This is a genomic window from Streptomyces sp. NEAU-sy36, from assembly GCF_013423905.1.
Lineage (GTDB): Bacteria > Actinomycetota > Actinomycetes > Streptomycetales > Streptomycetaceae > Streptomyces > Streptomyces misionensis.
Map to the genome: position 1 here is coordinate 4,832,035 of NZ_CP058977.1, position 19,219 is coordinate 4,851,253.

Annotated in this window: 18 protein-coding genes and 1 pseudogene; 8 read left to right on the forward strand and 11 right to left on the reverse strand. The window is 73.2% G+C overall.

Going from position 1 to position 19,219, the window contains the following annotated elements; all coding sequences use genetic code 11:
* Positions 1 to 71: 71 nt before the first annotated feature.
* Positions 72 to 1,682: a cytochrome P450 gene (locus HZZ00_RS21975; protein ID WP_180328044.1), complete on the forward strand. Its 1,611-nt coding sequence runs from the start codon at positions 72 to 74 to the stop codon at positions 1,680 to 1,682.
* A 67-nt stretch (positions 1,683 to 1,749) separates the two neighbouring features.
* Here the strand turns inward: HZZ00_RS21975 and HZZ00_RS21980 are convergent, their stop codons facing one another.
* Entirely contained in the window at positions 1,750 to 2,586 is an 837-nt protein-coding gene (locus HZZ00_RS21980) for a pentapeptide repeat-containing protein (protein ID WP_180328045.1), read from the reverse strand.
* 209 nt (positions 2,587 to 2,795) lie between these two features.
* Between HZZ00_RS21980 and HZZ00_RS21985 the strand changes: the two genes are divergently transcribed.
* On the forward strand, positions 2,796 to 3,950 hold the full coding sequence (locus tag HZZ00_RS21985; protein ID WP_180333655.1) for a glutathione-independent formaldehyde dehydrogenase: 1,155 nt from the start codon (positions 2,796 to 2,798) through the stop codon (positions 3,948 to 3,950).
* Positions 3,951 to 3,998: 48 nt separating this feature from the next.
* Here HZZ00_RS21985 and HZZ00_RS21990 read toward each other — a convergent pair whose 3' ends face one another.
* Positions 3,999 to 5,300, reverse strand: a complete 1,302-nt coding sequence (locus tag HZZ00_RS21990) for an alpha/beta fold hydrolase (RefSeq protein ID WP_180328046.1) — start codon at positions 5,298 to 5,300, stop codon at positions 3,999 to 4,001.
* 227 nt (positions 5,301 to 5,527) lie between these two features.
* Positions 5,528 to 5,623: pseudogene (locus HZZ00_RS21995) on the reverse strand.
* Between the two features lie 488 nt (positions 5,624 to 6,111).
* Between HZZ00_RS21995 and HZZ00_RS22000 the strand changes: the two are divergent.
* From HZZ00_RS22000 to HZZ00_RS22015, 4 genes are all read left to right on the forward strand, one after another.
* On the forward strand, positions 6,112 to 7,521 hold the full coding sequence (locus HZZ00_RS22000; RefSeq protein WP_180328047.1) for a CARDB domain-containing protein: 1,410 nt from the start codon (positions 6,112 to 6,114) through the stop codon (positions 7,519 to 7,521).
* A gap of 227 nt (positions 7,522 to 7,748) precedes the next feature.
* Positions 7,749 to 8,504 carry a (Fe-S)-binding protein gene (locus HZZ00_RS22005; RefSeq protein ID WP_180328048.1) on the forward strand — a complete coding sequence of 252 codons (756 nt, stop codon included), beginning with the start codon at positions 7,749 to 7,751 and terminating at the stop codon, positions 8,502 to 8,504.
* Positions 8,501 to 9,976 carry a LutB/LldF family L-lactate oxidation iron-sulfur protein gene (locus HZZ00_RS22010; protein WP_180328049.1) on the forward strand — a complete coding sequence of 492 codons (1,476 nt, stop codon included), beginning with the start codon at positions 8,501 to 8,503 and terminating at the stop codon, positions 9,974 to 9,976. The genes HZZ00_RS22005 and HZZ00_RS22010 overlap by 4 nt, the downstream gene beginning before the upstream one ends.
* A complete protein-coding gene (locus HZZ00_RS22015) occupies positions 9,973 to 10,614 on the forward strand; it encodes an LUD domain-containing protein (RefSeq protein WP_180328050.1) in 642 nt (213 codons plus the stop codon). The genes HZZ00_RS22010 and HZZ00_RS22015 overlap by 4 nt, the downstream gene beginning before the upstream one ends.
* A gap of 50 nt (positions 10,615 to 10,664) precedes the next feature.
* On the opposite strand, the gene HZZ00_RS22020 is transcribed toward HZZ00_RS22015, so the two are convergent.
* The 3 genes from HZZ00_RS22020 to HZZ00_RS22030 form a co-directional block, all read right to left on the reverse strand.
* Positions 10,665 to 11,432 carry an SDR family NAD(P)-dependent oxidoreductase gene (locus HZZ00_RS22020; RefSeq protein ID WP_180328051.1) on the reverse strand — a complete coding sequence of 256 codons (768 nt, stop codon included), beginning with the start codon at positions 11,430 to 11,432 and terminating at the stop codon, positions 10,665 to 10,667.
* A gap of 82 nt (positions 11,433 to 11,514) precedes the next feature.
* The gene (locus HZZ00_RS22025) at positions 11,515 to 12,951 is read right to left on the reverse strand and encodes an MFS transporter (protein WP_180328052.1); all 1,437 of its coding nucleotides are present in this window, start codon (positions 12,949 to 12,951) and stop codon (positions 11,515 to 11,517) included.
* A gap of 32 nt (positions 12,952 to 12,983) precedes the next feature.
* Positions 12,984 to 13,271, reverse strand: a complete 288-nt coding sequence (locus HZZ00_RS22030) for an Atu4866 domain-containing protein (protein ID WP_180328053.1) — start codon at positions 13,269 to 13,271, stop codon at positions 12,984 to 12,986.
* A 140-nt stretch (positions 13,272 to 13,411) separates the two neighbouring features.
* Between HZZ00_RS22030 and HZZ00_RS22035 the strand changes: the two genes are divergently transcribed.
* Positions 13,412 to 14,260: a helix-turn-helix transcriptional regulator gene (locus tag HZZ00_RS22035; RefSeq protein ID WP_180328054.1), complete on the forward strand. Its 849-nt coding sequence runs from the start codon at positions 13,412 to 13,414 to the stop codon at positions 14,258 to 14,260.
* 72 nt (positions 14,261 to 14,332) lie between these two features.
* Positions 14,333 to 15,487, forward strand: coding sequence for a betaine/proline/choline family ABC transporter ATP-binding protein (locus HZZ00_RS22040; protein ID WP_180328055.1), 1,155 nt, complete (start codon positions 14,333 to 14,335; stop codon positions 15,485 to 15,487).
* A 6-nt stretch (positions 15,488 to 15,493) separates the two neighbouring features.
* Here the strand turns inward: HZZ00_RS22040 and HZZ00_RS22045 are convergent, their stop codons facing one another.
* The 5 genes from HZZ00_RS22045 to HZZ00_RS22065 form a co-directional block, all read right to left on the reverse strand.
* A complete protein-coding gene (locus HZZ00_RS22045; protein WP_374028476.1) occupies positions 15,494 to 16,474 on the reverse strand; it encodes an ABC transporter substrate-binding protein in 981 nt (326 codons plus the stop codon).
* 20 nt (positions 16,475 to 16,494) lie between these two features.
* Positions 16,495 to 17,166, reverse strand: a complete 672-nt coding sequence (locus HZZ00_RS22050) for an ABC transporter permease (RefSeq protein ID WP_180328057.1) — start codon at positions 17,164 to 17,166, stop codon at positions 16,495 to 16,497.
* Positions 17,167 to 17,191: 25 nt separating this feature from the next.
* Positions 17,192 to 17,872, reverse strand: coding sequence for an ABC transporter permease (locus HZZ00_RS22055; RefSeq protein WP_180328058.1), 681 nt, complete (start codon positions 17,870 to 17,872; stop codon positions 17,192 to 17,194).
* A 139-nt stretch (positions 17,873 to 18,011) separates the two neighbouring features.
* The gene (locus tag HZZ00_RS22060) at positions 18,012 to 18,512 is read right to left on the reverse strand and encodes a GNAT family N-acetyltransferase (RefSeq protein WP_180328059.1); all 501 of its coding nucleotides are present in this window, start codon (positions 18,510 to 18,512) and stop codon (positions 18,012 to 18,014) included.
* 99 nt (positions 18,513 to 18,611) lie between these two features.
* The gene (locus HZZ00_RS22065; RefSeq protein ID WP_180328060.1) at positions 18,612 to 19,184 is read right to left on the reverse strand and encodes a TetR/AcrR family transcriptional regulator; all 573 of its coding nucleotides are present in this window, start codon (positions 19,182 to 19,184) and stop codon (positions 18,612 to 18,614) included.
* Between the last annotated feature and the right edge of the window lie 35 nt (positions 19,185 to 19,219).

Consider the following 19,219-nt stretch of genomic DNA (forward strand, 5'->3'; position numbering starts at 1 on the left):
CCTTATTGAATCCACGTATAACAGGCGCGGATCAAGCTCGACGGTCCGCCCGGGCAAGGGAGTTCGGCGTCATGACGGGTACGGCGGAGGGACCACGTTCGAGCGGGGCCGCACGGGGCGCGGGTCCGGCCGAGCCCGCGCTGCCGAAGGGCTTCCGCAGCGCCGAGCTGGGCTGGCCCGAGCTGCACCGCATCCCGCACCCCCGCCACCGGCTGCCGCTGCTCGGTGATGTGCTGGGCGTCGACCGGACCCGGCCGGTACAGGACTCGATGCGCCTCGGGCGCGAGCTGGGGCCGATCTTCCGGCGGCGGATCTTCGGCAAGGAGTTCGTCATGGTGTGGGGCGCGGAGCCGGCCGCCGACCTCGCCGACGAGTCCCGGTTCGCCAAGCACGTCGGCCTCGGCGTGGCCAACCTCCGGCCGGTCGCCGGGGACGGGCTGTTCACCGCGTACAACCACGAGCCCAACTGGCAGCTGGCCCACGATGTGCTGGTGCCCGGGTTCAGCCGGGAGGCGATGGCGGGCTACCACGGGATGATGCTGACGGTCGCCGGGCGGCTGACCGACCACTGGGACCGGGAACTGGCCGCCGGCCGCGCGGTGGACGTGCCCGGGGACATGACCAAGCTGACCCTGGAGACGATCGCCCGGACCGGGTTCGGGCACGACTTCGGCTCCTTCGAACGGGAGCGGCCGCACCCCTTCGTCACGGCGATGGTCGGCACGCTCTCCTATGCGCAGCGGCTCAACAGCGTGCCCGCCCCGCTGGCCCCGCTGGTGCTGCGCGGCGCCGCCAGGCGCAACGCGGCCGACATGGCCCTCCTGAACCGCACGGTCGACGCGCTGGTCGCACAGCGGCGCCGGTCGGGCGGCGGGGAGGGGGACCTGCTGGACCGGATGCTGGCCACCGCGCACCCGGAGACCGGCGAGAAGCTCTCCCCGCAGAACGTCCGCAGGCAGGTGATCACGTTCCTGGTGGCGGGCCACGAGACCACGTCCGGCGCGCTCTCCTTCGCCCTGTACTACCTGGCCCGGCACCCGGAGATCGCCGCGAAGGCGCGGGCCGAGGTGGACCGCGTCTGGGGCGGCACCGAGCGGCCCGGCTACGAGCAGGTGGCCAAGCTGCGCTATGTGCGCCGGGTGCTGGACGAGTCCCTGCGGCTGTGGCCGACCGCGCCCGGCTACGCCCGCGAGGCCTTGCGGGACACGGTGCTCGCCGGGGGCCATCCGATGCGCCGGGGGGCGTGGGCGCTGGTTCTCACGCCCCTGCTGCACCGCGACCCGGGGGTGTGGGGCGAGGGCGCCGAACGCTTCGACCCGGACCGCTTCGAGCCCCGGGCGGTCCGCACCCGCCCGCCGCACACCTTCAAGCCCTTCGGCACGGGCGTACGGGCCTGCATCGGCCGCCAGTTCGCCCTGCACGAGGCCACCCTGGTCCTGGCCCTGCTGCTGCGCCGCTACGAGCTGCGGGCGGACCCCGGCTACCGGCTGACGATCACGGAGCGGCTGACCTTGATGCCCCAGGGGTTCCGGCTGCACCTGGAGCGCAGGCGACCGGAGGGATCGGGGCCGTCGGCCGCGCAGGAGGCGGCGCCGTGGGCCCGGGAGGAGGACACGGCGCCCGCCGAGGGGTGTCCGCTGCACACGGCCGGCAGCAAGGCGGCCCCCGGCGCCCCGGCGTAGCGCGCGAACGACGCGGTGCCACGGGCGGGTCGGGGCGACCCGGGGGCTCGCCGCCCGGTGGGAGCGGTCAGTCCGCCGTCTCCCAGTGCGCCGGGCGCCGCACCGACCGGGGGAGTTTCGTGGCCCGGTTGCCGCGGGCCGCGTTGACCTGGGGCTGGGTGAGGAAGAAGGCACCGGTGAGGTCCGCGCCGCCGAGGTCGGCGTCACGGAGGTCGGCGCCGATCATGTCCGCGTCGCGCAGATCGGCCCCGGTGAGGTCGGCCGCGATGAGGTACGCGCCGCGCAGGCTCGCCCCGCGCAGGTCGGCGCCCCGCAGCCGGGCCCCGATCAGGTCCGCGCCCCGCCGGTCCTTGGCCTTGCGGCCCTTGCGGTCCCCGGCACGGACCAGCTCGCTGGTACGCAGCAGCAGCACATTGACCCGCCCGCGGTGCGCGTCGACGCCCAGCCCGGCCAGTTCCTCGGCCGGCTGCCGGGTGAGCCGCTCGGTCTCCCGCAGGAGCCGCCGCAGTTCGGGGTGAACGGGGCGGGCGGCGGCCAGTCCCAGCGCCTCGGTCAGGTACCACAGCAGTTCGTGGAGCTGTCGTACGACGGGGAACACGTCGAACATCAGACGGGCCCGCTCCTTGGGGGCGCCCCGCCAGTCCTGCCCGCCGAAGGTGTGCCCCGAGACCTTCTGCCCCGCGCCGAAGCAGTCGTAGACGGTGCAGCCGGTGAATCCCTCGCCCCGCAGCCGGGCGTGGATGCCGCAGCGGTGGTCGGTGCCGAGGTTGGGGCAGGGCCGCCCCGCGGGCTTGTCGAGCGCGAAGTCCGCGGAGGCGGCGAAGGGGAGTGCGACGCAGCACAGCCCGAAGCAGTTCCCGCAGTCGCCGCGCAGCTCCGCGAGCCCGGCCGTCTCATCTGACATGAGCACAGCCTACTCGCGCCGACCTGCCGGAATGCCCGCCACCACCGGGGTTGCGGCCCCTGCGCCGGAGGAGTTACCTGGAAGTACCGGCGGTGAAGCGCGCGCACGGGGGCTCCGGCACGTACCGAGGGCCCGGGTCGTCGTGTGCTCCCCCGGCCCCGGCTCCTGCTCGCCGCCGCCGTCCAGCGCTCCACGCGGAGGTGACCAAGGTGAAAGCCGTCGTCTACGAAAAGCCGTTCAGCGTGACGGTGAGGGACGTCGATGACCCTCGGATCCAGCACCCCAACGACGTGCTCGTGCGCGTCACGTCGACCGCGATCTGCGGCTCCGACCTCCATATGTACGAGGGCCGCACGGCGGCCGAACCGGGCATCGTCTTCGGACACGAGAACCTCGGTGTGATCGAGGAGATCGGCAGCGGCGTGAGTTCCCTCTCGGTGGGCGACCGTGTCGTGATGCCGTTCAACGTGGCCTGCGGATTCTGCAAGAACTGCCTGGCCGGCGAGACCGGTTTCTGCCTGACGGTGAACCCCGGCTTCGCAGGCGGTGCCTACGGATACGTGGCCATGGGCCCGTACAAGGGCGGGCAGGCCGAGCACCTGCGGGTGCCCTTCGCCGACTTCAACTGTCTGAAGCTGCCGCCGGGCGAACAGTTCGAGACCGACTTCGTGCTGCTCGCCGACATCTTCCCGACCGGCTACCACGGCTGTGAGCTGGCCCAGGTGTCCCCCGGTGAGAGTGTGGCCGTCTACGGCGCCGGTCCGGTGGGCCTGATGGCCGCCTACTCGGCGCTGCTGCGCGGCGCGTCCAAGGTGTTCGTGGTGGACCGGGTGCCCGAGCGGCTGGCCAAGGCCGAGGAGATCGGAGCCGTCCCCATCGACTTCACCAAGGGCGATCCGGCCGAGCAGATCCACGCCCAGACGAACGGCGAGGGCACGGACAAGGGCGTGGACGCCGTCGGCTACCAGGCCCAGGCGCACGACGACGCCAGCCACGAGGAACCGGCCGTCGTCCTGAACTCGCTGGTGGAGACGGTACGGCCGACCGGCAGGCTCGGTGTGCCGGGGCTGTATGTGCCCTCCGACCCGGGCGGGCCCGACGAGCACGCGAAGCACGGCCAACTCCTGGTCTCCATCGGCAAGATGTTCGAGAAGGGCCAGAAGGTGGGCACGGGCCAGTGCAACGTCAAGCGGTACAACCGCCAGCTGCGCGATCTGATCATCGCCGGGCGGGCCAAGCCCAGCTTCGTGGTCTCCCATGAGCTGCCGCTGGAGGACGCGCCGCAGGCGTACGAGAAGTTCGACAAGCGGATCGAGGGCTACACCAAGGTCGTCCTGCACCCGGGTCACGCGCTCGCCGCATGAGGCCCCGGGGGTCCGGGCGCCCGGCGCGGGTGCCCGGACCCCCGTGTGTCACACCTCGTCCCGGACGACCGCCAGCAGCCGGTCCAGCACCCGGGGCGCGCCCGTGCGCAGCCCGTCGTGCTCGTACTCGTTCGTCACCCAGGGCCGCAGGCCGCGGATGGCGCTCGCGGTCTCCAGGGAGTGGCCGGCGTCGACGTACATGTCGTCGTGGTAGACGGCCGCGGCGACCGGCACCTCGTTGCGGGCCAGGCGGTCGCGGTCGTACAGCGGGGTCCAGTCGGTACGGGCGGCGAGCAGTTCGGCCGTCTCGCGCAGCGGGCGCAGCGCCGGGTCGTTCTCGAACATCCAGGGGTGCACGGTCTCGCCGGTGAACAGCACCGGGGCGTCCCCCGCGAGCGCCTTCGCCGCGTCGAACTGGGGGAACTCGGCGCGGACGCGCTCGGCGGCCCAGGCGGTGGGTCGGCTGTCCTGGCCGTAGATCGACTCGTGGACGAGGGCGTACAGCGGGTGCGCGGCGTACGACAGCAGGGCCTGCGCCTGCTCCTGGAAGGCGTCCGACAGTTCGGGACCGGCCGGGGTGCGGACGAACGCGTCGGCGAGGAGGTGGTGGAGCCGGTGGCTGCCGTCTCCGGTGCCGAGCATCAGGCCGAGGGACTGGAAGGCCTCGACGGTGAAGCGGTAGCCGTTCGGCAGGACCACGTCACGGGTGAGCAGGTGGTCGGCGATCCGGCGGGCCCGCTCGACGTCCTGCGGGTAGCGGGCGTAGTGCGCGGATACCTTGCGCTCGATGCGCGGGTAGGCGGCGCGGTAGACGTCGTCGGCGTGCGCGTCGAGGGAGGGCAGCCCTCCGGTGATCAGGGCGGTGGCGAGGCCCTCCGGGGCGAGGGAGAGGTACGACACCGTGCAGAAACCGCCGAAGCTCTGGCCGAGCACGGTCCAGGGGGCGCCGCCGGTGACCTCGGCACGGATGTGCTCGCAGTCGCGGACGATGGAATCCGCGCGGAAGCGGGCGAGGTAGTCGGCCTGTTCGGCGGGGCCGCCGCGCAGCGGCAGCGTCTGCCGGTTCGCAGGCGTGGAGCTGCCGGTGCCGCGCTGGTCGAGCAGCAGCACCCGGTACTCCCGCAACGCCCGGTCGAGCCAGGCCTGCCGTCCGACGAAACGATTCGCCCCGAATCCCGGGCCGCCCTGGAGGTACAGCAACCAGGGCAGCTCCTCCCCCGCCTTCTCCCCGGCGACCACCTCCCGCGCGTACAACTCGATGCTCTCGCCACCCGGATCGGCGTGATCAAGCGGCACGGTGAACCGACGATCGGTCAGTACGACGCCGGGCTGGCGGTAGCTGGTGCTCAACGGGTCTCCCGGAGGGGTGGGACGGAGGGAGTCCAGTTCAGCACACGGGGTCGGGGCGGCAGGGCGCCAGGGTGGTGCTCGCCGCCACCGGCCGGCGGTCGGGCGCCGCCGCGGGCCGGGGCCGCCGCACACGGCCGGCTCGTGGCCGCCGGTGCGGCTGCGGACCGGCCGCCGCGGGCCGACGCGCGGGCGGCCCCGGGGCCCGGCTGCCGGACCCCGTACGGTTGCGGAGAGGGCAGGATTCGAACCTGCGCAGGTCCTTGCGGACCCGACCTCCGAGCCATGCTCGCCGGTCCCCGTTGAACCGCTCCGGGCACCTCTCCTCGCTCCCGGCCGGGCCTTCGCGGACCCGCGCCGTTCACGAGGACCAAGGTGCCAGGACCCGCTGACCCGGCGCTGACACGGGCATCGCCCGACGCCGTGCACCCTCCGGCCGGGAACCCGGGGACCCCCTCCGACGTGGCACTCCGCGTCAATTCGACGCACCGGTGATTCATCTGTCCGAGTGACCTCTTCGCATTCTTTCGGGCAGCTGTTTCAGCCATTGACCAAGTCAATGCCCCGTGAGTGTGAGGCACGTGGGCGTCCTGTTCCGTCGTCGCCCCTGCCCGCGAAAACGACAGGACGGTACTTCACGGGCATCTGCACGGGAAACCTCCCGTGCGGGCTTGGCCGGTAGCGCGGGCACGCCGCTTTGCGGTGGCGGCGGAATGCGCTGTCCTGCTCGCGCAACCAGCCGACGCCCGGACCCTGCGACCACCGGGCCCCGCCGGCTGTTCCACCACGCAGCACCCAGCAAAGGGGGAAGGCTGTGACCACTCCCGTCCCGTCCCGGATCGCCCTGGCGAACGGCAGCTTCGAGCAGCCCGCCGTCAGCGGCTTGGGCTTTCTGCCCGACGCTTCCCAGACCCAGAACCCACAGCACGTTCCGGGCTGGCTGACCACCGCCACCGACCACCTCATCGAGATCTGGCACGACGGCTTCAACGGCGTCCCGGCGGCAGACGGCGTGCAGTTCGCCGAGCTGAACGCCAACCAGGTCTCCACCCTCTACCAGGACCTGCCCACCACCCCGGGCGCGACGCTGTACTGGCGCCTCTACCACCGGGGGCGGCTCGGGCAGGACACCATGGCGCTGGACATCGGCGCCCCCGGCGCGGTCGTCCAGCAGCGCACGTTCACGGACGGCAACCACGCCTGGGGCTTCTACACCGGCACCTACACCGTCCCCACCGGTCAGACCACCACCCGCTTCGCCTTCCGCTCCGTCTCCGCCGCCGGCGGCGACCCGACGGTCGGCAACTTCCTCGACGGGATCTTCTTCGGCACCGCCCCGTCCGTGGCCCTCGCCAAGTACGCCATTCCGGACGGGCCGCTGCAGGTGGGTGACGTGATCACCTACCGCGTCGTCGTCAGGAACCAGGGCGGCGGCAACGCCGAGGCGCTGACCCTGAGCGACACCGTCCCGGCCGGCACGACGTACGTGCCCGGGTCGCTGCGGATCGTCAGTGGCCCCAACGCCGGGGCGAAGACCGACCGGCCTGGCGACGACCAGGCGTATTTCGACGTGGCGGGCAACCGCGTGGTGTTCAACCTGGGCAACGGCGCCACCAGCGGTCAGGGCGGCAGCCTGCCCAACACCGACGCCCTGCCGAACGGGACGACGGTCGAGTACCGCGTCACCATCGACGAGGCCAGTGCCGGCGGCCGCGTCGCCAACACCGCCACCGCGACCTACGAGAACCGCCTCGGCCCCACCCCGCAGCCCCTCACCGCCACGTCCGACGAGGCCGACACCCAGGTGCTGCCGGCCGCGGACCTGAGCGTGACCAAGTCCGCCGACGCCACCACCGTCACGGTCGGCCAGACCGTCACCTACCGCGTCAGCGTCCGCAACGCCGGGCCCAACACGGCCACCGGCGTCACCGTCGCGGACGCCCTGTCCGACCACCTCGCCTTCGTCTCCGCCACGCCGTCCACCGGCAGCTACGACCCCGCGACCGGCCAGTGGGCCGTCGGGACCCTGGCCAAGGGCGCGACGGCCACCCTCACCCTCCACGCCAAGGCCACCGCCACCGGCCCCGTCACCAACACCGCCACCGCCCACGCCGACGAGACCGACCTCCACCGCGGCAACAACACCGACAGCGTCACCGTCTGCGTCGAACCCGCCCCCAGCTGCCGGCCCTGTCCCCCGGCGCCCGCCTCCGGCTGCTGCTGACGCGGCGCCGGCCCCGGTTCCGCGCACCGCCCGCCAGGTGCCGGCCGCCATCGGCGACCGGCGCCTCGCCGGACCCGCGTACCGTCACGCCGTCGGTCGTCGGCATCCCGGCCGCGGGAGCTCCGGTGCGGACTCCCGCCCGCGCCACGCGCGCCTCCTGGTCTCCGGTGGCCGTGACGGGGCGATTAGGCTGCGATGCGTCCCGTGGTCGACTCGGAGGAGCCGCGATGCGTGTCGCCCTGTTCCTGACGTGTGTCAACGACACGCTCTATCCGGACACCGGACGGGCCGTGGTGAGGCTGTTGCGGAGGCTGGGGATCGACGTCGAGTTCCCGCTGGGGCAGACGTGCTGCGGGCAGGCGCACTACAACACCGGGTACCGGCACGAGGCGGAGCCGCTGGCGCGCCGCTTCGCCGAGGTGTTCGAGGGGTACGACGCGGTCGTGACGCCCTCCGGGTCCTGCGGGGCGATGGTGCGCGAGCTGTATCCCCGGATGGGCGAGCGGGCGCGGGCGGAGGGGCGCGGGGACTCGCTGGCGCGGACCCTGGCGCCGGTGGTGCCGAAGACGTACGAGCTGACGGAGTTCCTGGTGGACGTGGTGGGCGTGACCGATGTGGGCGCCTGGTACCCGCACCGGGTCACCTACCACCCGACCTGCCACGGGCTGCGCACCCTGGGCCTGGGCGACCGGCCGCGCCGGCTGCTGGAGGCCGTCGGGGGGCTGGAGCTGGTCGAGTTGCCGGGCGCGGAGGAGTGCTGCGGGTTCGGCGGGACGTTCGCGGTGAAGAACGCCGCGGTGTCGGCGGCGATGGGCACGGACAAGGTGCGCAACGCCGAGTCGACCGGCGCCGAGGTGCTGTGCGCGGCCGACAACTCCTGTCTGATGCACATCGGCGGCACCCTGAGCCGTCTCGGGGCGGCCATGAGGCCCGTCCACATCGCGGAGATCCTGGCGAGCACGGAGGAGGACCCGGCACGGTGAGCGGCACCTACGTCGGCATGCCGGCGTTTCCCGAAGCGGCGCGCGACGCCGTCGACGACCGTACGCTGCGCGGCAATCTGCGCCACGCGACGCACACCATCCGCGCCAAACGGGCGGGTGCGGTGGCCGAGTTGGCCGACTGGGCGCAGCTGCGCGAGGCGGGCCGCCGGATCAAGGACCACACCCTGCGCCATCTCGACCGGTACCTGGAGCAGTTGGAGGCGTCGGTGACCGCGGCGGGCGGCACGGTCCACTGGGCCGCCGACGCCGAGGAGGCCAACCGGATCGTGACCCGGCTGGTCAAGGAGACCGGCGAGTCGGAGGTCGTCAAGGTCAAGTCGATGGCCACCCAGGAGATCGGGCTCAACGAGGCGCTGGAGGCCGGGGGCATCCGCGCGTACGAGACCGATCTCGCCGAGCTGATCGTGCAGTTGGGCCACGACCGCCCCTCGCACATCCTCGTCCCGGCCATCCACCGCAACCGCGGCGAGATCCGTGACATCTTCGCGCACGAGATGGGCTCCTGGGGCCGCCCGGCTCCCGCGGGCCTGACCGACAGGCCCGCCGATCTCGCGGAGGCCGCCCGGGTGCACCTGCGGGAGAAGTTCCTGCGGGCCAAGGTCGGCATCTCCGGTGCCAATTTCATGGTCGCCGAGACCGGCACCCTGGTCGTGGTGGAGTCCGAGGGCAACGGACGGATGTGCCTGACGCTGCCGGAGACGCTGATCTCCGTGGTGGGCATCGAGAAGATCGTGCCCACCTGGCGCGACCTGGAGGTCTTCCTCCAGACCCTCCCCCGCTCCTCCACCGCCGAGCGGATGAACCCGTACACCAGCACCTGGACCGGCACCACCGACGAGGACGGCCCGCGGACCTTCCACCTGGTGCTGCTCGACAACGGCCGCACGGACACGCTGGCGGACCAGGTGGGCCGCCAGGCCCTGCGCTGCATCCGCTGCTCGGCCTGCCTCAACGTCTGCCCCGTCTACGAGCGGGCCGGCGGACACGCCTACGGCTCCGTCTACCCCGGCCCCATCGGCGCCATCCTCACCCCCCAGCTCCGGGGCACCGCGAGCGAGATCGACGCCTCGCTGCCGTACGCGTCCAGCCTGTGCGGGGCCTGCTACGAGGTGTGCCCGGTCGCCATCGACATCCCCGAGGTGCTGGTGCACCTGCGGGAGCGGGTCGTGCAGGGCGGCCCGGCGGTACGGCGGGGCAACAAGGTGGTGCTGCGCCCGGCGAAGGGGCACGCGGCCGAGCGGGCGGCGATGCGGGCGGCGGGCTGGGCGTTCACGCACCCCGGCGCGCTGCGCACCGGGCAGCGGCTCGCCTCCCGCAGCCGCCGGCTGCACCCCCGTACCCTGCCGGGCCCCGGCCGGGCGTGGACCGGCAGCCGGGATCTGCCGGCGGTGCCGGCGGAGCCGTTCCGGGACTGGTGGCAGCGTACGCGCGGCGGAGAGGACGCCAAGTGAACAGCAGGGAACGGATCCTGGGCCGGGTGCGGCGCGCGCTCGCCGACGTGCCCGCGGACGACCCGCCGTACGATCGGGCAGTGCCCCGGGACTATCTGCGCGAGCACGGGGAGCGGACCACCGAGGAGACGGTGGAGCTGCTGGCGGAGAACCTGGCGGACTACCGGGCGGTCGTGCACCGCACCGGCGGCGAGGAACTGCCGATCCTGATCGCGCGGTTGCTGGACGCGCACGGCACCCGCGAGGTGCTGGTGCCCGACGGGCTGCCCCCGGAGTGGCTGGCCGCGACGGACGCGCGGCGGGTCGAGGACCGCGTGGCGGACACCCCGGACCGCCTCGACCGGGTCGACAGCGTGGTGACGGCCTGTGCCGTGGCCGTCGCCGAGACCGGCACCATCGTCCTCGACGGCTCCGCCGCCCAGGGCCGGCGCCGCATCTCGCTCATCCCCGACCACCACATCTGCGTGGTGCGGGTGCCGGAGCAGGTCGTGGGGTCCGTCCCCCAGGCCCTCGAACGGCTCGACCCCGCCCGCCCGTTGACCTGGATCTCCGGACCGTCGGCCACCAGCGACATCGAGCTGGACCGGGTGGAGGGCGTGCACGGACCGCGCGCGCTGGAAGTGATCCTGGTGGGCTGATCCCTCCTTCCGGACGAGGCCGGCGCAACCGGCGTGCGGGCGGCGGCCGATCAGGCCGCGGTGAAGCCGCCGTCCGCGGCGAGTACGGCGCCCGTGACGAAAGCGGACCGCGGTGAGGCCAGGAAGCACAGGACCTCCGCGATCTCACGGGGCTGCGCCACCCTGCCCAGGGGCTGGGCGTCCGCGAAGGACGCGAGATAGGCGCGGCTGTCGGGGCGGAAGGTGTCGAGGAGATCGGTTTCGACGACGCCCGCGGCGACGAGGTTCGCGCGGATGCCCAGGGGTCCGCCTTCCAGTGCCAGCACCTTGGTCAGCTGGGCCAGCGCGCCCTTCGACGCGCTGTAGGCGACCCCTTCGGGCAGTCCTACGGTGGACGCGTAGGATCCGGTGCCGACGATGGCGCCGCCACCGCGCTCCGCCATGGCCCGGAAGGCTTCGCGGGCGAAGAAGAAAGCGCCGCGGGCGTTGACGTCCATCACGCTGTCCCAGTCCTGTGCGGTGGTGTGCGTGACGGGCTTGTTCAGGGTGCGTCCGGCGTTGTTGACCAGGATGTCCAGCCCGCCGAAGGCGTCGACGGCGGTCCCTACCGCGCGGGCGGCGGACTCTTCCGCGGTGACATCGCCGGTCACCGTCACGACGCCGGGGAACTCCGTTGCCAGGCGGTCCAGTTCGGGTCGTATGTCGAGGGCGACGACATGTGCGCCGCGGGCGTGGAGGAGTGCCACGGTCTCCTTGCCGATGCCACGCGCGGCGCCGGTGACGACAGCCGTCTTCCCGGTGAACTCGGCGGCTTCGGTGGACGCGGTCGTGGATGTCATGCGGGTGTGCTCCCGGTGGGGTGGTGGTCGGGTGTCCGTGCGTGGTGACGGATGGTTGGCGGGAAAGGGAGGGGCCACGCCGTCAGTGGTCCCGGCTGCCGGTCCGGTGCCGGAGGAGGAGGGTGCCGCCCAGGCCGGCGAGCACGACGGCGACGATGACGGCGGTGCCAGGGCCGTAGCCCGCCAGCGGGTCACTCCGGTTCGCCCGCTGTCCGGCTTCGTCGACCGCCGTGACGAGGGCGAGAACGACGGCGCCGCCGATCTGCATGAAGGTGTTGAGCAAGGCGCCCGCCAGTCCCTGGTCCCGGTCGGGCACCCCGGCCACCGCGCTCATGTTCAGGGCGGGGAATGTCGCCGCGGTGCCGATTCCGTTGACGACCATGACGGGCAGGATCACGGTGAGGAAGGAACTGTCCGGCCCGATCCGGAAGAACAACGCGTAGGACAGCGCGAGGACCAGCATCCCGGCGGCGATCGTCCTGTGCACGCCGAACCGGGTCGCGAGCCGCCCCGCGAACGGCGCCAGCGCGCCGTTGGCGAGACCGAGCGGGACGAAGGCGCCGGCCGTCCGCAGCGGCGTCCAGTCCAGCACGTTCTGCAGGTAGAGCGTGGCGAGGAACGCGAAGGACGTGTAGGCGCCCCACATGGCGAAGATCGTCAGGTTGGTGCCGGCGGTAGCGCGCCCGGCGAGGAAGGACAGCGGGACCAAGGGCCTGGGCGCGCGGGACTCGACACGCAGGAACAGGCCGAGCAGGCCGGCCGCGGCGGCGAGGAGGACGAGGGTGCGGGCGGACAGCCAGCCGTGCGGGGGAGCCTGGGTGAGGGCGTAGACCAGAAGCACCAGTGCTCCGGTGGCCGTCAGCGCACCCGGGACGTCGATCCTCTCGCGTGCGCTGTCACGGGGGTCCGCCGGGAGCAGGCGCGGCCCTGCGAGCAGTGCCGCCACGGCGATGGGCACCGGGAGCGCGAAGACCAGTCGCCACGACAGTCCGGTCAGCAGGCCGCCGAGAACGAGTCCTCCGATGAAGCCGCAGGCGCCTGCGGTCGCGTACCAGCCGAGAGCGCGTCCGCGCCGCGTGCCTTCCGGCCAGTCGGTGGTGATCAGGGAGAGGGCCGCCGGGGCGAGGAAGCCCGCAGCGATGCCCTTCGCCAGCCGTGCCGCGATCAGCAGGCCACCGGTCGGAGCGAGCGCTCCCAGCACGCTCACCACGCCGAAGACGGCGACGGCGGCCAGGAAGGCGCGTCGTCGGCCGAACAGGTCGGCGACCCGGCCGCCCAGGAGAAGAAACCCGCCGTAGCCGAGGGCATAGGCGGACACGACCCACTGCAGAGAACCCGAGGACATGCCAAGGTCACGCTGGATGGACGGCAGGGCCACGCCGACGTCGGACAGGTCGATGGCGTCCATGAAATGAGCCGCGCACAGGACCAGCAGGGCCGGAGTGCCGGGTGGCGGGGACACATCCGCGAGGGGCCCGGCGCGGCGCGCGCCGGTGGTGCTTTCGCCGGTCTGTTTCATTGCTCCGCCTTCTTCGACGCTGCCGCGCTCCCTCACGAGGGCTTCTCCGCCCGGTCCTCGCGATGGAGCACGAGGTGTTCGTGGTGGAGCACGCCGTCCCGGATGTCCCCCGTGGCGGTGAATCCGGTGTCGTCGACGTAGTCGAGGTGGTTGCCGGTCACCGTGTACCGGCCCGTGTACGCGCTGCGCCGGTCTCCTCGGGCCTCGTCGTAGCGCCCGTCCGGCAGCAGCTCCTGACGGATGTGACCGTCTGCGGTCACCCACATGCCGACCACGTCGGCGTTCTCCGCATCGCGGTCGCTCCGCGCATCGCCTGTCATCGGAAATTTCCTTCCTCGGTGGGCCACAGATGTCATGCCCGACCGAGTCTGCGCAGGTCAGCGAGGGTGCGCCAGGGTGCTCTCCGCCTGGGTGCGGCACACCCAGGATGCGCGGGCAGCCACCGCCTAGCCTGGAGGCCATGGACGACAACCACCTCGGGGAGTTCCTGCGCGCGCGCCGCGACCGGCTGCGGCCGCAGGACGTCAACATGGCGAGTCACGGTGTGCGCAGAGTCGCCGGACTGCGCCGCGAGGAGGTCGCCGTGCTGGCCGGCGTCAACGCCGACTACTACACCCGGCTGGAGCAGGGACGCGAGCGCCACCCCTCGCCCCAGGTGCTGGACGCGCTCAGCCGCGCGCTCCTGCTCGACACGGACGCCCGCGACCACCTGCACCGCCTGGCCGGAGTGTCACCGGAGGGCCAGGGCTCCCTGCACGCCACCGAGCACGTCAGTCCCGCGCTGCGCCAGCTGATGGACGGCTACCCGCACACCCCGGCGTTCGTCATGAACCGCACCCTCGACCTCCTGGCCGCGAACGCCCTGGCCGACGCCCTCTACGCACCCTTCACCCTCGCCGACAACCTGGCCCGCATGACCTTCCTCGACCCGGCCGGACGGCAGTTCTACCAGGACTGGGACCGGGCCGCCCAAGCCGCCGTCGCCAACCTGCGCCAGGCGAGCGGCTTCGACCCCGACCACCCGCGTCTACGACGCCTCGTGGACACCCTGACCGAACGCAGCGCGGAATTCCGGCGGTTGTGGGCGCGGCACACCGTGCGCGGCAAAACCCAGGACGCCAAGCGACTCCTCCACCCGGACGTCGGCCCGCTCTCCCTCACCTACCAGTCCTTCGACGTCCGCGACGCGCCCGGCCAGCAACTCGTCATCTACCACGCCGAACCGGGCAGCCCCTCCGCCCAGGCCCTGACCCTCCTCGGCACCCTGCACGCCGGCGAGAAGCGGGCCCCGTCCGGCTCCCTGCCGTGACGTGCCGGCCCGAGGGCGGCCGGCGGGCGTCGTCGTCGCGCGGTGCGGGGGCGGCGCCGTTAGCGTGAGGACATGATCCGGTTCGAGCACGTGACGAAGCGGTATCCGGACGGTACGACGGCCGTGGACGACCTCTCCTTCGAGGTGGCCGAGGGCGAACTGGTGACGCTGGTCGGCCCCTCGGGCTGCGGCAAGACCACCACCATGATGATGGTGAACCGGCTCATCGAGCCGACCTCCGGGCGGATCCGGGTCGGCGGCGAGGACATCGCCGGGGTCGACCCGGTGCGGCTGCGCCGCCGCATCGGGTACGTCATCCAGCAGGTGGGCCTGTTCCCGCACCGCACCGTCCTGGACAACACCGCGACCGTGCCCGTGCTGCTCGGCTGGAAGCGGGCGAAGGCCCGGGCCCGCGCCGCCGAGCTGCTGGATCTGGTGGGCCTGGACCCGAAGACGTACGGGCCGCGCTATCCGGAGCAGCTGTCCGGCGGGCAGCGGCAGCGGGTAGGGGTGGCGCGGGCGCTGGCGGCCGATCCGCCGGTGCTGCTGATGGACGAGCCGTTCGGCGCGGTCGACCCGGTGGTGCGCGAGCAGTTGCAGGACGAGTTCCTGCGGATGCAGGCGGCCGTGCGCAAGACGGTGCTGCTGGTCACGCACGACATCGAGGAGGCCGTCCGGCTCGGCGACCGCATCGCCGTGTACGGGCAGGGCCGGATCGAGCAGTTCGACACGCCGCGGGCGGTGCTGGGATCGCCCGCGACACCGTATGTCGCGGGGTTCGTGGGGGCGGACCGGGGGCTGAAGCGGCTGTCGGTGACCGCGATCGAGCCGGACGACCTCCGGCAGCCGCCCGTGGCCCGGCCGGACGAGCCCGCCGGGACGGCGCGGGAGCGGCTGCGGGAGCAGGGCGCGCGCTGGGCGGTCGTCCTGGACGCGCACGGCGATCTGCACGGCTGGGTGGGCGCCGACGACCTGGCGGCGGGTGGCACGGTCGGGGAGCTGGCCCATCGGATGACCGCCTGGGTGCCGGTGGGGGCGCCGCTGAAGCAGGCGTTCGGGGTGATGCTCCAGTACGACGCCGGGTGGGTCGCGGTGCTGGACGGGGCGCGTTTCCTCGGGGTGCTCACCCCGGCGAAGCTGCACGAGGCGCTGCGCCGCTCGGTGGACGCGGACGCGCGGGGCGTGGCGCGCGGTCAGGTGGCCTTCGACTCGGTGTCGGACGCCTGAGGTGCCCTATGTCAGCAGCCCCTTGTCCCTGAGGTAGGTGCGGGCCACGTCGGCGGGCAGCCGCCGCCAGCTGTCCACCTGTTCGTCCAGGCCGGCCAGGTCGCGTGTGGTGAGGACGGTGTTGAGCCTGCCGAGGGCCCGGGTCACCCCGGCGCCGCCCGCGCGGGCGCGGTTGACGACCGGGAGCACGTAGTCGGCGTTCTGCAGCCGCCGGTCGTCGGTGAGCAGGACCAGGCCGAACCGGTCGAGGGTGGCGTCCGTGGTGGTGGTCAGCACCAGTTGGTCGTGGCCGTCCTGCACGGCCCGCTTGGCCTGGGTGGTGCCGACGCCCTTGGGGTCGACACCGGTGACGTCGATGCCGTACACCTTGCGCAGCCCCGGTGCGCAGTAGGGCCGTTGCACGCATTCGTCGCCCGCAGCGATGCGTACCGGCAGTCGTGCCGCGCCGAGGTCGCCGAGGGTCTTGAGGTGGTGCCGGCGGGCGTAGTCGGCGCGTACCGCGAACGCGTTCTGGGCGAGGGCCCGGCCCGGTGCGAGCACGGTGAGTCCGCGGGGGGTGGCGAGCGCGCGCAGGGCCCTGATCGTGACGGCGAGGTCGGGTGAGCCGACCGGTCGGGCGCGGGGGCCGTGGGTCTTCGTGTTCAGCCAGTCGGCGAAGGTGGCCGCGTACTCGGGCACGACGTCGATCCGGCCGGACTCCAGCGCCGGTTCGTACAGCTCCCGGTTGTTGACCGTGAGGATCGAGGTGCGGTAGCCGGCCTGGTTCAGCAGTTGGGCGTACATCTGGGCGAGCAGGTCGCTCTCGGTGAAGCCGGCCGAGCCGATGGTCAGGTGGTGGCTGTCGCCGGGCGGGGCGGTGACCTGGCCTCGGTTCTCCAGGGAGGGTCCGGCGGTGCAGGCGGTGAGCGCGAGCAGCAGGGCGGCCGGGAGGGCGCGGCGGGCGCCTGTCGCTCGCCGCCTTCTCGTCCGCCCGGCGCCATGGCCCACTCCCCCATGGTGCCGCGGGCTCACCGCCCGGCCCGCGACCATGCCGGTCCCAGCCGTTCGGCGATCTCGAAGAGGCCCTCCACGACCAGCGCGAACACCGCGACGATCAGGGCGCCCGCGACCACCTGGGGGGTGCTGGCGAGGTTGAAGCCCGCCGTGATGATCCGGCCGAGCCCGCCGCCGCCCGCGAGGGCCGCGATGGTGGCGGTGGCGACGAGCTGTACGGCGGCGATCCGGGCCCCGTTCAGGATCATGGGGAGCGAAAGGGGCAGTTCCACGTGAAACATCACTTGCCGACCGGTCATCCCCATGCCCCTGGCCGCCTGGACGACTCCGCGGTCGACCTCGCGCATCCCGACGTAGGCGTTGGTGAGCAGCGGCGGCACGGCGAACAGCACCAGTGCCACCACGGTGGGTCCTTCGCCCCAGTTGCCGACCGGCGTGAGCAGGAGCAGGACCAGCACGGCGAAGGTGGGTACGGCCCGGCCGACGTTGGAGATGTTCACGGCGAGCGCCCCGCCCCGGCCGAGGTGGCCGAGGACCAGGGCGACGGGCAGGGCGATCAGACAGCTCAGGAGGAGGCAGACGGCGGTGAGGGCCAGGTGCTGGAGCAGCCGGTGCCACACGCCGTCGTCGCCGGACCAGTGGGCGGGGTCGGCGAGCCAGTTCCAGGTTGCGGTGAGCGTGCTCATGGGGAGGCTTCCGGCCGGGCGGCGCTCACGGGCGGGCCGCCCGGGTCCACGGGGTGATCAGCCACTGCACGCCCAGCAGGAGCAGGTCGGCGGCGACGGCGATCAGCACGCACAGCACGGACGCGGTGAGCACCTGGGCCTTGAAGTAGGTGTTCATGCCCGAGTAGATGAGGTTCCCGAGGCCCCCGTAGCCGACGATCGCGCCGACCGTGACCAGGGAGACCGCCGAGACGGTGGCGATGCGCAGCCCGGCCATCGCGGCCGGCAGGGCGAGCGGCAGTTCCACGGTGAGCAGCAGCCGCAGCGGGCCGTAGCCGAGGCCGCGCGCCGCCTGCCGGGTCTCCTCCGGGACCGCGCGCAGGCCCGCGAGGAGATTGCGCACCAGCAGGGTGAGCGAGTACAGCACCAGTCCGGCGACGACGAGGGTGGCCGAGAGGCCGTACACGGGCAGCAGCAGGGAGAACATCGCCAGCGAGGGGATGGTGTAGAGGACCGTGGTCAGGGCGAGGACGGGGGCCGCCGCCCAGCCCCAGCGGCGGGCGAGGACCGCGAGCGGCACCGCGATGACCAGGCCGATCAGGATCGACAGCGAGGTCAGCTGGAGGTGCTGGACGACCGCGTCGAGCAGGATCCTGCGGCGGCTGCTCAGATAGGCGCCGCAGATCCACTCGTTGCGCGCGAGGCAGTCGTCCGGGGCGGCGGTCACGGCTCCATTGCACCGGGAGGGGGCGCCGGCCGGCGCGTGGTGGGGGGCCGTACGGGGGAGGGCCGCACGGGCGAAGCCGGCGCGGCCGCCTCACCCGGGCGCACGCGTCGCCGAGCCGGGGCACCGGCGGGACCGCGGTCTACGGGCGGTGTCGCAGGCCGCGCTGGTACCAGGTGCCCGCCTGGCCGCCGACGTCGGCGGGGTCCGCCGGGCCGACCGGCACGAACCCGGCCTTGATCAGCACCTTCCGGGACGCGGCGTTGGCGTGGGAGGCGGCCGCCCGCAGGGTGCGCAGCCCGTGCCGCTCCGCCGCCAGCCGGCACAGCTGCCGGACGGTGGCGGTCGCCACGCCGCGGCCGGCGACGTGCTGCGCGACCCGGTAGCCGAGGTCGGCGCTGCCGTCCTCGAGGTCGTAGAGGTTGAACCGGCCCAGTACGGAGCCGTCCTCGGCGACCAGCACGTAGAAGGCGCAGATGCCGGCCTCCTGTTCGGCCAGCAGGGCGCTGTGCCGGTCGGCGAACCGGTCGAAGTACTCGTCGCCCCGGTCGGAGACGGAGGCGGCGAAGTACGCGCGGTTCGCCAGCTCGAAGGCCAGGACCGCCGGGGCGTGGTCGGCATGCAACCGCTCCAGTTCGGGCACGGCGTGACTCTACCCGGCGGGCGCACCGGGGCCGACCGGGTTTTTACCGGCGGTGGACGCGGCGTCGGCCGGTGCCGGGACGGCGCCGCTGTCCGGTGGTCACCGCCGCAGGCCGGCCGCGTCGCAGAGGGTGGCGGCGGTGACCGTGGCGAGGCCGTCGGCCAGCCGCTCCACCCGGGCGCCGGCCCGCGCGCCGGCGCCGTCGAAGACCAGCATCAGCTGACGGGCGAGGAGTTCGGGGTCGCGGGCGCCGCCCCGCTCGGCCTCGGTGCGAAACGCGTGCGCCAGACGTTCCTTGGCCTCGCGGGCGACCTCGCTCGCCGGGTGGCCTGGGTCCTTCAGTTCGACCAGCGCGGCGAGGAAGGGGCAGCCGTGGAAGTCGGCGTCCAGGGAGTCCTTCTCCAGCCGCTCGAAGACGTACAGGATGCGCTCGCGCGGCGGCGCCTGCGGGTCGGGGTGCGTGAGCCGGGCGCCGTACCCGGGGACGCGGCGCTCCAGGCTCGCGGCGAGCATCTCGTCCTTGCCGCCGAAGAGCTGGTACATCGACCGCTTGGAGACCCCGGCCTCCCGGCACAGCGCCTCGACGCCGATGGAGACGCCGTCCCGGTAGCAGAGCCGGGCGGCCGCGTCGAGCAGCCGGTCGCGCGGGGATGCCTTGTCGGTGGTGGCCATGGTGTGAGGTTACCTCGCCGGAAACCGATCGGTGT